Consider the following 13,955-nt stretch of genomic DNA (forward strand, 5'->3'; position numbering starts at 1 on the left):
TTCTTCAACATGTCCCAATAAATCATAAACCCCTAGCTCACGCCAGGGGTTTGTCAGCAGTCTGAGGGGACCGCGTAGGACGCGATCCCCTCTTTTGTCATAGTCGATCGTCGATCAGAACTGGCGACGGAAGCCTGCGGTGATGGCGTGGCTCTTGAAATCCGTGCTGGAGACGGTGCCGTCCGTAGCAGTGAAGTCGAAGTTGTCGGCGCCTGTGTAACGATAGCCGATATCGAAGGTGGTGTTGGCAAACAGCGCGTTGTCACGCAGGAAGGAAATGGTGTTCAGCTCGATGCCGACGCCTGCATCCAGATGGTACGCGAATGCGGTGTCGCTGTCGTTCATGATTACGCCGGCTGCAGCCGTGCCCTGGCGACGAAGCTTGAGGTTCATCGCGCCGATACCGCCACCGAAGTATGGCGTGAAGGCCGTGCCCGTCGGAACGTCAATGTAACCGTTGACATAACCCTGGAAGTTGCGAGCTGAGCCGAAGGAGCCAGCAGCGTCCACGCCGTTTACCGTATGCGTGTCGACATCCGAGCGGCCGTAACCGACTTCGAGTTCGAGGCGTGGGGAAACGAAGTCGTAGGAACCGAAGCTGTAACCGACGCGGAATCCGCTGTAGTACCCGACATCGTAATCGGTGTTGACGCCAGCGCCGATAGTCGAAAAGTTCGTATCGTCCAGGAATGTCAGGCTGTTCAGGCTACCGATGTAGAAGCCGCCGGGATCGGCAACAACTGCCGGTTCGGTCTGAACGGCAAGGTCAGCCGCATAAGCGGTGGTGGAAGCAAGCGCTGTCATGAGTGCAGCAAGCTTGAAGACGTTTCGCATTAGAAAACCTTTCTGAATCGGCCCCCGCCGTTGTCCAGAGACTGCTTGCAACCTCCTCCAATGTCCACGCCGCAGCTTTGATTTAGTACTTGATCGCAAGCTGAAACCGTCATCCCGTTGCAACATGGCAACGAATGGATGAAGTGACGTAAGGGAAGGACATTGACCAACTGCGGGCGACATAATGTGGTTGTTTTTTCACTAGATGGCCCCTTCCGACGATTGCACGGTAACAATCAGGACACCCTTGGGAGACGCAGATGGAAGAGATCAGAACTGAGCGCCTGGTGCTTAGAAACTTTCAGGCCGAAGACGCGCAGGACCTTCTTTCCTATCTGCGCGATCCGCGACCGAGTTGCTTTTTCTCCCAGCGACTTCAAAATCTGGACGAAGCCGAGGCAGAGGCGATCAAGCGTGGCGGCTCCGATGAGCATATTGCCGTTTACTCAAGCGAGCACCGCAGAATGATTGGCGATCTTTTCGCCACCGCCGATGAGGAAGGCGATACGCTGTCCGTCGGTTGGAATTTCAACAGCGACTATGCAGGCCGTGGCTATGCTTATGAGGCGGCGCGCGCCATGTTCCGCTGGCTCTTCGATGAAAGGCAGATACGCCGCCTCTACGCCTATGTTGAGGACAACAACCTGGCTTCTCAGCGGCTGTGCGAAAAGCTTGGAATGCGTCGCGAAGGGCTTTTTCTCGAGTTCATCTCTTTCACCAAGGATGAGGCCGGGCACCCGCTTTACGAGAATACGATGCAATATGCACTTTTGCGCCGGGAGTGGCAGCATCGGATGCAAGGCTCCGTTGACAAAGAAGCTTGAATAGGACCAAAGTCGCGCCGATCATTGTGTTTTCGGGGAGAGACCGATGTCCTTTCGCGTCGTTTCGCACGCTTTTGCCCTTGTTCTTGCAGCATTTTCCGTCTCGCCTCTTCTAGCTGAGGATGCGCCGCGCAAGGTGGTAACAACCGCAAATGGCGACTATTTCGGTTTCGATCTGCGCACGGAACAGGACGTGTCTCTCGATCAGTGCAAGACCATCTGCATCGATGACAAGGGCTGCAAGGCCTTCACCTACAATCCCAAGGTGAAGTGGTGCTTCCTCAAATCGGACTATAATCAGCTCAATGCGTTTCCCGGCGCCGTTGCCGGGAAGATTGTGGAGGCGGCAAACGAGCCTGATCTCGGCGCGCCACAGCGTCTCTCCTTCGTCGAGGATAGCCTCTACCAGCAGGCCCGCAAGCTCAAGGCGGATTTGCCTGAGGCGGATGATACCCAAGGCCTTGAAGCGTTGCTATCGCAAGCACGCCAACAGGCGGTGCTTGATATCCCCCAGGCGGTGGAAGTCTACAAGTCGGCGCTATCGCTCAATCCTGAGAATGGCGCCTTATGGGCGGAGCTCTCTTCCGTCGAGGCGAAGGTCGAGAACAACTACCAAATCCTTGGCGAGGCACCGGCCGCAGCGCTCAACGCCTACCAGCTTAGCCGGACACAGAGCACTCGCTTGGCTGCGCTGAACCGGTTGGCCCAAGCCTTCGAGAAAGGCCAGAATTACCGCGCGGCGCTGAACGCCTACAAGGCAAGCCTTGCCCTTTCGGATGTTGCCAAGACGCGGGCGGCCTATAACGACCTTCGCACCCGCCAGGGCTTCCGCGTCATCAACAACACGGTCGACACCGACAGCGTAACACCGCGCGCCTGTATCCAGTTTTCCGAACCGCTGGTGAAGAATGCCGACTACTCGTCCTTCGTGACGCTGGACGGCGCTGCGCCGAAGGCGCTCGAAGCCAAGGGTAGTGAAATCTGCGTCGAAGGTCTGACGCATGGGCAGAGATACAAGATCGCCCTTCGCGCCGGTCTGCCATCCTCCGTGGAAGAGCCGCTGGAAAAGCAGGTCGATCTCGACATTTACGTCCGCGATCGCTCCGGCTCGGTTCGCTTTACCGGCGACAACTTTGTGCTTCCCGGAACCGCACGCCGCGGCATCCCACTCGTGTCGGTCAATATCGATCATGCCGATCTCAAGCTCTACCGCGTGGGTGACCGCAATATCACCGCGCTTTTGGCCAATTCGCAGTTCCTGACCCAGATGGACGGTTATGGTGCGGAGAAGATCGAGAACGAGCTGGGCGAACTCGTCTGGCAGGGCGGCATCGACATTCAGACGGAACTGAACAAAGACGTCGTCACCAGCTTCCCCGTGGACGAAGCACTGCCGGACCGCAAGCCTGGCATCTATGTTCTGACCGCCGTGCCGCCAGGCACCGCAGCGGAGAATTGGGACGCGCGCGCCACCCAATGGTTCCTCATTTCCGATACCGGCATCACCACCTATGCCGGCACCGACGGGCTGAATGTCTTCGTCCGGGCGCTCAGCAATGCCGAACCGCTGAAGGGCGTTTCGCTCCAGCTTCTCGCCAAGAATAACGAGGTGCTGGGTTCCGCCACCACCGATGCGGAGGGACGCGCGACGTTTTCCGCCGGTCTGATGCGCGGCTCCGCCGGCCAGGCACCTGCCATCATCACGGCGCGCAATGGCGAGAAGGACTACGTCTTCCTCGATATGACACGGGCGGGCTTCGATCTTTCCGATCGCGGTGTGACCGGTCGCGCCGCACCCGGCGCCATCGACGTGTTCAGCTGGACTGAACGCGGCATTTACCGCGCGGGTGAGACGGTGCATGCCGCAGCACTTTCGCGCGACATCGAAGGCAATGCGATCGAGAACCTGCCGCTGACCTTCATCTTCTCAAGGCCTGACGGCGTCGAGGATCGCCGCTTCGTCAGCGACGGCAAGGCGCTGGGGGGTCACGCGGTTGATCTGCCGCTGCAGGAAACCGCCATGCGCGGCACCTGGACGATGCGCATCTATACCGATCCGAAGGCAAGCGCGATCAGCGAACAATCCTTCCTCGTGGATGATTTCGTGCCGGATCGCACGGAGTTCGACCTTACCAGCGCGGCAAAAGAGATCGATCCGGCAGGCGAGACGACAATTGATGTCGATGGTCGCTATCTCTATGGCGCGCCGGCTGCGGGGCTTGAGCTTGAGGGCGAAATCGCCCTGAAGCCGTCGCGCACCAATCCGGCCTTCGAGGGATATGTCTTTGGCCTAGCGGATGAGGAGACCGAAGAAGAAAGCCGCACCACGCTCGATAATCTTCCGGTCCTGGATGAGAACGGCAAGGCAAGCTTCCCGGTGGAGCTTGGCGATCTTCCCTCCACCACGCAGTTTCTTTCGGCCAGCATCACTGTGCGCATGCGTGAGGCAGGTGGCCGTGCGGTGGAGCGCTCGCTGACATTGCCGGTCAAGTCCGACAGCAACATGATCGGCATCAAACCGCAATTCTCCGGCGATCTGGCGGAAAACTCCATCGGGCGTTTCCATGTGATTGGGCTTGCGCCGGACGGCAGCAGGCAGGCGATGAACGGGCTTACCTGGAAGCTCATCAAGGTGGAGCGCAATTATCAGTGGTACAGGCAGGGTAATTCCTGGCGCTATGAGCCGGTGGTCCATACCAAGCAGGTGGAGACCGGCACGCTTTCGGTCACGCCGGATGGAGCAGACATCTCCGTACCCGTGAACTGGGGCCGTTACCGGCTGGAGGTGGAAGCGCCGCAGAATGATGGCGCTGTCTCCAGCGTGGAATTCGATGCCGGCTGGTTCGTAGCCGCAAGCTCGACCGAAACGCCGGATGCGCTCGAAATTGCACTGGACAAGCATAGCTACAGGGTGGGCGAGACGGCCAAGCTTCAGGTCACATCCAGTTATGCCGGCCAGTTGATGGTTGTCTCCGGTTCCGAAAAGCTGATCTCGGTGCAGAATGTCGAGATCGGCGACAAGGGCGGCGAAGTCGAAATCCCGGTGACGGAAGATTGGGGCGCTGGCTCCTATGTAACGGCAACCCTGTTCCGCCCCGGCGCCGCGCAGGAAAGCCGCATGCCGATGCGCGCCATCGGCGTGAAGTGGCTGGCGGTCGATCCGGGCGAGCGCAAGCTTGGCATCGCGCTCGATCTTCCAAAGCAGACATTGCCGAGGCAGGCGCTACAGATTCCGGTGCATGTCTCCGGTGCGGGTGCAGAGGACAAGGCCTATGTAACGATTGCCGCGGTGGATGTCGGTATTCTGAACCTCACCCGTTACGAGCCGCCGAAGCCGGACGAATGGTATTTCGGCCAGCGCAGGCTCGGCCTCGAAATTCGCGATCTCTATGGCCGCCTCATCGATGGTTCGCTTGGCGCCACGGGGCGTCTGAGAACCGGCGGCGATGGCGGGCAGGTTGCGCTTCAGGGCAGCCCGCCGAAGGAGAAACTCGTCGCGTTTTTTGCAGGCCCCGTAGAGCTGGATGCACAAGGCAAGGCGACGGTCAGCTTCGATATCCCGCAGTTCAATGGGACTGCACGGGTCATGGCCGTTGCCTGGACAAAGACCGGCGTTGGCCACGCGGTCTCGGATGTCGTCATTCGCGATCCGGTGGTGGTGACGGCAAGCGCGCCGAAGTTCCTGAGCCCCAGCGATGTGTCGCAACTGCGCCTCGACATCGCCAATACCGATGGTGAGGCTGGCGATTACAAGATCGATGTCACCAGCAACATGGCCGTGACTGTGGATCAGGGCGAGTTTTCTCAAACGGCGAGGCTGGAAAAGGGCGGCAAGACGTCCCTGACCGTGCCTTTGACGGGCGAGTTTCCCGGTGAAGGGCAGATTGCGATCAAGGTCAGCAACGCCAGCGGCGTTTCGCTGGAGCAGGCGCTGACCATTCCGGTGCGGCCCTCGGTGCTTCCGGTCACGACACGCCGCAACATCAAGATTGCGCCCAACAGCAGTCTGACGGTGGACGGCAACCTGCTGGCCGACAGCATGCTGGTTGGCTCATCGGTCTCGGTCAACGTCACCCGCTCTCCGGCGTTCGACGTCCCCGCTTTGATGATGATGCTGGACAAATATCCCTATGGCTGCGCCGAACAGACAACGAGCCGGGCTCTACCTCTGCTCTATGCATCCGAACTGATGAAGGACAGTGGCGGCAAGGACGATCCGGAATTGCGCAAGCGGGTGCAGGACGCGATCTACCGGGTTCTCTCCTTCCAGTCGAGCGCCGGCGGCTTCGGTCTCTGGTCTCCCGGCGAAGGGGATTTGTGGCTCGACGCCTACATCTCCGATTTCCTGACGCGGGCGCGTGAGCAGTCCTACGATGTGCCGGAAGCAGCCATGGTGCAGGCACTCACCAATCTGCAAAACGGTCTTGCCTATGACAGCAACGTCAAGGACCGCGGCAACGAGATTGCCTACTCGCTCTATGTGCTGGCACGCAATCGCAAAGCTGCGATCAACGACCTACGCTACTATTCCGATACGGCCTTGAACGAGTTTCCGACGCCGCTCGCCAAGGCACAGGTCGCGGCAGCCCTCTCGCTTTATGGCGATGCTGCGCGCGCCAAGTCCGCGTTCGGGGCATCCTTGGGCATGGCATCCTCAAGCGCGAACGTCACGCTGGCGCGTGCCGATTACGGTTCGGCTCTTCGTGACGGCGCTGCGTCCCTGGCGCTGGCGGCAGAAAGCCGTCCGGTCCCGGCAGTTGTGTCCCAGCTTGCGGGTGTCGTGTCCAAGGACTTCGAGTCCAAGCGCTATACCAGCACGCAGGAGCAGGCCTGGATGATTCTCGCCGCGCGCGCCCTGAAAGGTGAGGACAAGGATATTCGCCTGGATGTGAACGGCACCCTGCAGCAGGGCGGCTTCAGCCAACGCATGAGCGGCGATGAGCTGCTTCAAGCACCGCTGAATGTTACAAACGCTTCGGCAGATCCGGTCACGGCAGTCGTCACCACCGTTGCGCCTCCGTCCAAGCCGCTTCCGGCAGGCGGTGAGGGCTTCACCATCGAGAAGACCTATTACTCGATGGATGGCGAAGAGGTGAATGTCAGCGAGGTGGAGCAGAACCAGCGCTATGTCGTGGTGCTGAAGGTCATTCCGCAGAACGACTGGCAGGCGCGCATTCTCGTGACCGATCTTCTGCCGGCGGGTTTCGAGATCGACAATCCGAGCCTCGTCAACAGTGCGGCGCTCACGAATTTCGATTGGCTGCCGGAAACGGAAGCGGCGCATACGGAATTCCGTTACGACCGCTTCGTGGCCGCATTCGACAGAACGGCGGGCGATACCTCTGAAATCACGCTGGCCTATGTGGTTCGGGCCGTGACGCCCGGCACTTACGACAACCCGGCGGCGAGCGTGGAGGACATGTATCGTCCGCAGTTCTCCGCTCGCACGGCAACCAGCAAGATGGAGGTTCGCGCAGCGCAGTAATGAGGGGTTGGCGCAGCTTCGTCTTCGGCTTTGTTTTGGCGGCGTCGGTCACCGGTGCCGCCATCTACGGGCTCGACCGTCTCGATCGCGCCTATCCGCCGCCGCTAGACAATGCGCGTATCGTGTCTCAGGAACTGGTGGATGCCGATGGCAATCTTCTGCGCGCCTTCGCCACGCCCGATGGGCGCTGGCGCTTGCAGACGACCGCGGCCGAGGTCGATCCACAATTCATCAAGATGCTGATCGCCTATGAGGATCAGCGATTTTACGACCACCATGGCGTGGACATTCAGGCGCTAGGTCGTTCCGCCTGGCAGTTGCTGACCAACGGTCGCATCGTTTCAGGGGCCTCGACCTTATCGATGCAGGTCGCGCGCCTGATCGAGCCTCGGGCGGACCGCTCCTTCAGCGCCAAGTTTCGCCAGATGCTGCGCGCGGTGCAGATCGAACGCCGGCTGAGCAAGGGCCAGATCCTCGAACTCTATCTTAACGTCGCCCCCTATGGCGGCAATATTGAGGGCGTGCGCGCGGCAAGCCTCGCATGGTTCGGCAAGGAGCCACGGCGGTTGGATACGTCAGAAGCCGCGCTCCTGGTCTCCCTGCCGCAACTCCCCGAAAAGCGCCGACCGGATCGTTTTCCCGACGCCGCGAAAGAGGCCCGCGAGCGCGTGTTGCAGAGACTGGCCGTGGCACGCATTGTCGGAGAGGGCGAGGCCGAGCGCGCATCTGCCGCCGCCGTTCCCCGGGATCGATTGGCGCTCCCGGCCCTCGCACCCCATCTGGCGCAAGCCGCGCGGACAAAATTTCCGCGCCAGCATGTCATCGGCTCCACCCTACGGCGTGGCATCCAGAGCGAGCTTGAGGCGCTGGCGCGGCATGCCGCAGACAAGATCGGCGACAAGGTTTCGGTCGCCATCGTCATGGCGGATAGCACGACAGGCGACATTCTCGCCGATGTCGGTTCGGCCGATTTTCTTGATAGCTCCCGGAGGGGCTGGGTGGAGATGAGCCGCGCGATTCGCTCACCCGGCTCGACGCTCAAACCATTCATCTACGGGCTGGCTTTCGAGAACGGCCTGGTTTCGCAGGAAACCATCATAGAGGATCGACCGGCAGATTTCTCCGGCTATCGGCCGCGCAACTTCGATATGCAGTATCAGGGTGACGTCAGCATTCGGCAAGCCTTGCAACTGTCTCTCAATGTGCCTGCGGTGAAGCTTCTGGATGCCGTCAGTGCTGCCGCTTTGATGGTGCGTTTCAGACGCGCCTCGGTCAGTCTCGCACTGCCGAAGTCTGAGCCACCGGGTCTTGCCATTGCTCTTGGTGGTGCTGGCGTGTCGCTGGTCGATCTCGTGCAGCTCTATGCCAGCCTTGCCAATCAGGGGCAGCCGGTGAAGCTCGGCGATGGCGTGAGAAACAAGCCGGAGATTCTCGACGTCGAACCGATTTTTGCGCGCAGCGCCATCTGGAACATCACCGATACGCTTTCCGGCGTTCTGCCACCGCTTGGCATGAAGCAGCGCGGCATTGCCTATAAGACCGGTACCAGCTATGGCTACCGCGATGCCTGGTCGGTGGGTTTCGATGGCCGCTATGTGATCGGCGTCTGGGTCGGCCGGGCCGATAATGGTTCGGTCCCGGGGATTGCCGGTTACGCTACCGCCGCGCCAATTCTCTTCGATGCCTTTGCCAAATCAGGCGTGGCGATCACGCCCTTCGCAGCCACACCAAGCGGCGTGACACGCTTGAGCTACAGCGATCTGCCAGCCAACCAGAGACGCTTCACCACGACTGCGAGCGGGCTTCTCTCAGCGTCGCGACGCGAATCGTCGCCCGTGATCGTGTACCCGCCGGAAGGCGCGCGTGTCGAACTTTCAGACAGCGCTGGCGCTCTGTCCCCGCTGGTTCTCAAACTCCAGGGCGGTCGGGCGCCATTCCGCTGGCTTGCCAACGGCAAGCCGCTGCCGGACCTGACGCGCCGCCGAAGCAATGAGTGGACGCCGGAGGGCCAGGGCTTCTCGACGCTTACTGTCATCGACGCCGATGGCCGGGCGTCGAGCGTGCGTATCTTCGTGCAATAGATCTCTGTACATCCTTTTGGACGCACTAAGGACGCTTCCCGCCCTTCAAATCTACAGCATCGTGCTTTGCGCACTACCGCCCGGGGGCCTTCAGAGCGACGGAGTCTTTGCCGGAAGAATGCGGTTCTTGACGCTATAGGCAAGCGCCAGCGCCGTCGGGAAGGGCCGGCGCAGGAAAGCGACCTTGCGAACATAATTGTCCACCCGCCACGTCGCCCAGGTGCCGGCATTGAAGTAGGCGACATCGCCGGCGTAAAGGTGATGCACGGAGCCATCGGCTGCCGTCACATGCACGTCGCCCTCGATGATATGAACGGTCTCATCCCACATGAAGAACCAACGGAATGTGCCTGCCGTGCAGTCCCATAGCGCGGTATAGGCAGCACGGTCGCCGCTGCGGGAATGATCCGCCATGCGCGCCTGCGGATCACCGTCGATAATCCACTCCGGATTGATGGGTGCCGCCTTCATCTCCATCCGATCGGAAGCAGCCGAAACCACCGGCCGGGTCCGTCTCCGCCCCATAGCAATCGGCATGAGCGGCACTGTCCGCGACGCCATCGCAATAGCGGTCGCAATCATCATCTTAACAACCATCTTCGGTCCCCACCTTGATCGCTAACATCGTAGCAATGGCGGGTGAGCAAAAGCTTCACAAATTATGTTGAATTCGACCTTTTGCGAGATCGACCTGCAAATACCGCAACGAATGAAAGTCGGCGCATAGTAAGTATTAAGTGCTAGATTGCTGGGTAGACTACAGGGAAGACACGGCTCGTAGCGATCAAACCGACTAGGCCGAAGAAAACTACTGTCTCGAAATTTAATCCTTATATTTAGCGAGAGCATCTATAACGATCGGCAGATATCGTCTTACCTGCTCTCGATCACTTTCTTTCTCTTGTTCGGTCAATTCGCTGTAAACAGTTTTCGTTTCTCGGTCCCAGCGACTTACGAGTTCAGCCGGAATTATGAGACTGCCGTCTGGTTGTCTAACACCCTGAGAATGAACATAACTTTGCCAATGCGTCCATCGCTGATGCTCAGCGTCTGCCAAATCCTCAAGTACGCCAGCAAGAGCCTGTTCTATAATGTGCTTCTTCATTCCCTATATTATCCCTTTTGCGGCGAGGCGCCGATAGTGCTCGCCCAAAGCCGTCAATCGTACGGTCTTCGACTCCATCGCTGCATGCCACATATGAGGGGCTCCTTCAGGCACAAGGAGACCCACCCGGTTGTACTTCTGCAAAAGCTCGAAAATTGCATTGTGATCTGGATTCGGCGGGGGGATGTCGGGAGGAGTGCCCTTCCAGCATTCCTGTCGCTCAGGTTCGTATGACGGGTCGAGAGCGAACTGGTATCCGGCATCGGGAAAAAATTCTGCAATTCTTCGAAGTTCAGACAACAATAACTGCGGCTGAACCTTTCGCAAAGAGACAAACCGCTCCACGTTCGTCTTAAATACAGGGCGTTGGCCCCATGGACCCAGCGACTGATCTACATGGGCATAAATTCCTCCTGGCGTCACGTCTCCGACCAGGTTGGCTGCTGCCCCGCCTAACGCGTCTAGCAGTAAAGAGGTGAAGATTCCGGCTCCATTCTCCTCAGTCGCATACTGCTCTGCCGTAGAGGCAGTCAATATTGTGACTCCGTCACTGATCTCGGCTACTTTCTGCTGCAGAGCTCTGCCGCCAACTATGCCGCTGTGACAACTATCGAGAATGATCACACGATTTTGCACCTTCGACTGGTTCGCAAACGTCATTATGTCAGCCAGTGAAACACCGTCGTTTCCGGTCTTGACATCTGAAGAGCAAAGATAACCACCCGCAGCTTCGATATGTCCGTGGCCAGCAAAATAGAGTAAAGAAGTTTCTCCGCTGCCTGCGAACAACTCTTCGATGGCATATCGCAATTCGTCCCTAGTCACTGGGTCGCCTGGTCCAGTACCAGTGAGATGTTTGACGCCAAAATTCACGGAGCCATCGGCATGTCGGTCTAGCATGGCCCTAACTGCGAATGAGTCGTTCACGCAGCCATACAGTGATGAGTCATTCGTATAGTGGTCTATGCCAACCACAAGCGCCTTCCGCATGGGTGGTCTCCTAAAGGCTATCGATCCATCCAGCTATGTTCTCCCATGTCCAGGTCATGGTGCTTAAGCCAGCAATCGGAGTCCTATCTTCCTTGTACGCCCATATACCACGGACCGGCTTATACTCTTCTCTGGCGCACTGGATTTCCCACTTTTGGCCAGACGACTTGAGAGAGTTTTTGGTCACGATCACCAGAACTCCGTCGGAGCGTGCTATTCGCGCTCGGACCTTCTTCTTCCACTCTTCGTCGTACGCCTCCTTGACGGACATATCGATGTATTCAAAAGGACTGTTTGTATAAAGAGACTGTCCTTTGATCATGTCACGAACTCGAACGTCCTCAATAGCAAACGCAACGAATACAACTTTCTTGCCAGCCATAATAATTTCCTCATAGGCGCTGTGCGCGTCAACCATTAAACTCGTTTTCGCGAGACGTTTCGAAGAATTCTATTTCAAGTAGAATTGGGCAATCGCTGCAAGCTTTCAAGGAGTTACTTACTAGGCAGCTGAAATGCTCTCGTTGTTTCCACGATTTTCATGCGTCTTGAGCGTTGCCAAGACGAAGCGCAGGCAGGGCTGCCTTACAATATATCCTAGGCTGATGGACCTATCGGGATTGCTATCAAGCCGCAGCCGAAAGCCTCTCGCCTGCGATGCGGTACGAAATCGCTTCTGCCAGATGCAGCCGCCCTACAACGGGCTTATCGTCGAGATCGGCGAGCGTTCGCGCCACTTTCAGGATGCGGTGATAGCCTCTGGCGGAGAATTTCAGCTTCTCGGCGGCGTCGCGCAGAAGTTGGAGGCCGGCGGCGTCCGGTTCGGCGCATTTTTCGATGAGTGCCGTGGTGCAGCGTGCATTGGTGCGGATGCCTTGGAAGCCGGCGGCTGCGAAGCGTTCTTCCTGCATCTGGCGGGCACGCGCAACGCGGCGGGCGACGTCGGCGCTGGCCTCGGCTGCCATCGGGCGGATAAGGTCTGCGGCCGAGACGGCGGGGACTTCGATCCGGATATCGATGCGATCCATCAGCGGGCCGGAGATACGCGCCTGGTAGTCGGACACGCATCTTGGACCGCGTGCACAGGTGAAGCCCGGTTCACCGGCCATGCCACATTTGCAGGGGTTCATGGCGGCCACCAGCTGGATTTCAGCGGGATAGCTGACGCGATGATTGGCGCGCGCGATGATGCATTCGCCTGTCTCGAGCGGCTGGCGGAGCGCATCCAGCACCTGCGGGGAGAATTCGGGAAACTCGTCGAGAAACAGCACGCCATGGTGAGCAAGTGAGGCTTCACCCGGCTTGGCGCGTAAGCCGCCGCCGACAAGCGCTGCCATGGTTGCGGAGTGGTGCGGAGTTCTGAATGGGCGTCGATCGGAGAGCTTGCCGCCGGAAAGTTGGCCTGCGATCGAGTGCACCATCGACACTTCAAGCAGTTCCGAGGCAGATAGTGGCGGCAGGATGGAGGGGAGGCGGGAGGCCAGCATGGACTTGCCGGAGCCGGGCGGGCCGACCATCAGAAGGTTATGCCCACCAGCCGCGGCGACTTCCAGCGCCCGCTTCGCGCTCTCCTGTCCCTTGATGTCGGCGAGATCCGGAAGATTATCAGGATTGGCGCGAATGGCCGGAACCGGCCTCGACAGAAGTTGCGTGCCGCGAAAATGGTTGGCGATAGCAATCAGGCTGCGCGGGGCGAGGATATCGATCTCAGCACCTGCCCACGCCGCCTCTGGACCGCTATCGGCTGGGCAGATCAGACCTTTGTCTTGAGCGTTGGCGGCAATGGCTGCCGGAAGAGCACCGGCTACAGCGCCGATCGTGCCATCGAGATTGAGTTCGCCCAACACGACAAAGCGTGTCAGCGCTTCGGCGGGAATGGCGCCAAGTGCTGCCATCAAGCCGAGCGCTATGGGGAGATCGAAGTGCGAGCCTTCTTTCGGCAGATCAGCGGGCGCAAGATTGACCGTGACCTTCTTGGCGGGCATGGCGAGACCCGATGCGTGGAGGGCTGCCTGTACCCGTTCACGGCTTTCGGCCACTGCCTTATCGGGCAAGCCGACGATCTGCATGCCGACCTTGCCAGGTGCCACCATGACCTGAACTTCGACAGGCACACCCTCGATGCCCTGAAACGCAATTGTATTGACGCGCGCTACCATGAAATGGCCCCCACAGCCGTAATCGCCGTCCGCACGGCTCTACCAGATCGCGCCCACAACTTGGCACAGCGATGAGAATAAAACAAGAACATGAGGGTGAGATTCAGTGCATCAGAACGACAGCCGCGGTCAAAGTGGTGAATGCAGGCAGCCTGGGCGATAACCGTCTAACGTGCCTGATCCTGGGCGCACCGGCACCAATCCGTCATCGAAAAGACGCGAGACCTGTCCGTAAGGCGTTATGTTTGCGCTTGACAGAAAAGACAAACCTCCTAATAGCTTTCGCACGAAAAGGAGCGTACTGTTCATGCGGCATGTCCAGCACATGATTGTCATGCAAAGCCCGGCGGGTTCAGCCGGCGATCCTGCGCGCCTTTCTTATTCCATCCGAATTACGGCCAAAACGACGATTAAAACCGTCTGACGTCTCTGGCCCGCCGCTCTCTCCCCGGTTTGGCCGGGGAAAGGAAGCCGCAG

The 13,955-nt window shown here is 59.1% G+C and carries 9 protein-coding genes; 3 read left to right on the forward strand and 6 right to left on the reverse strand.

The window, feature by feature from the left end:
- Window positions 1-114 precede the first annotated feature (114 nt).
- A complete protein-coding gene (locus tag EYC79_RS01490; RefSeq protein ID WP_245495166.1) occupies window positions 115-834 on the reverse strand; it encodes an outer membrane protein in 720 nt (239 codons plus the stop codon).
- A gap of 260 nt (window positions 835-1,094) precedes the next feature.
- On the opposite strand from EYC79_RS01490, the gene EYC79_RS01495 reads away from it, so the two are divergent.
- From EYC79_RS01495 to pbpC, 3 genes are read left to right on the forward strand one after another with little or no spacing between them, the layout of a single operon-like run.
- Complete coding sequence (locus EYC79_RS01495) at window positions 1,095-1,658, forward strand: GNAT family N-acetyltransferase (RefSeq protein WP_130976983.1); 564 nt, start codon at window positions 1,095-1,097, stop codon at window positions 1,656-1,658.
- Window positions 1,659-1,704: 46 nt separating this feature from the next.
- On the forward strand, window positions 1,705-7,143 hold the full coding sequence (locus EYC79_RS01500) for an alpha-2-macroglobulin family protein (protein WP_130976984.1): 5,439 nt from the start codon (window positions 1,705-1,707) through the stop codon (window positions 7,141-7,143).
- The gene (gene pbpC, locus EYC79_RS01505) at window positions 7,143-9,224 is read left to right on the forward strand and encodes a penicillin-binding protein 1C (protein ID WP_130976985.1); all 2,082 of its coding nucleotides are present in this window, start codon (window positions 7,143-7,145) and stop codon (window positions 9,222-9,224) included. The genes EYC79_RS01500 and pbpC overlap by 1 nt, the downstream gene beginning before the upstream one ends.
- 90 nt (window positions 9,225-9,314) lie before the next feature.
- Here pbpC and EYC79_RS01510 read toward each other — a convergent pair whose 3' ends face one another.
- The 5 genes from EYC79_RS01510 to EYC79_RS01530 form a co-directional block, all read right to left on the reverse strand.
- Window positions 9,315-9,821, reverse strand: a complete 507-nt coding sequence (locus tag EYC79_RS01510; RefSeq protein WP_130976986.1) for a cupin domain-containing protein — start codon at window positions 9,819-9,821, stop codon at window positions 9,315-9,317.
- A gap of 226 nt (window positions 9,822-10,047) precedes the next feature.
- A complete protein-coding gene (locus EYC79_RS01515) occupies window positions 10,048-10,329 on the reverse strand; it encodes a hypothetical protein (protein WP_130976987.1) in 282 nt (93 codons plus the stop codon).
- A gap of 3 nt (window positions 10,330-10,332) precedes the next feature.
- On the reverse strand, window positions 10,333-11,319 hold the full coding sequence (locus EYC79_RS01520) for a caspase family protein (RefSeq protein WP_130976988.1): 987 nt from the start codon (window positions 11,317-11,319) through the stop codon (window positions 10,333-10,335).
- 10 nt (window positions 11,320-11,329) lie between these two features.
- The gene (locus EYC79_RS01525; protein ID WP_130976989.1) at window positions 11,330-11,701 is read right to left on the reverse strand and encodes a TIR domain-containing protein; all 372 of its coding nucleotides are present in this window, start codon (window positions 11,699-11,701) and stop codon (window positions 11,330-11,332) included.
- Between the two features lie 244 nt (window positions 11,702-11,945).
- Entirely contained in the window at window positions 11,946-13,478 is a 1,533-nt protein-coding gene (locus EYC79_RS01530) for a YifB family Mg chelatase-like AAA ATPase (protein ID WP_062423538.1), read from the reverse strand.
- Between the last annotated feature and the right edge of the window lie 477 nt (window positions 13,479-13,955).

This window comes from Agrobacterium cavarae (genome assembly GCF_004310285.1).
Classification (GTDB): domain Bacteria; phylum Pseudomonadota; class Alphaproteobacteria; order Rhizobiales; family Rhizobiaceae; genus Agrobacterium; species Agrobacterium cavarae.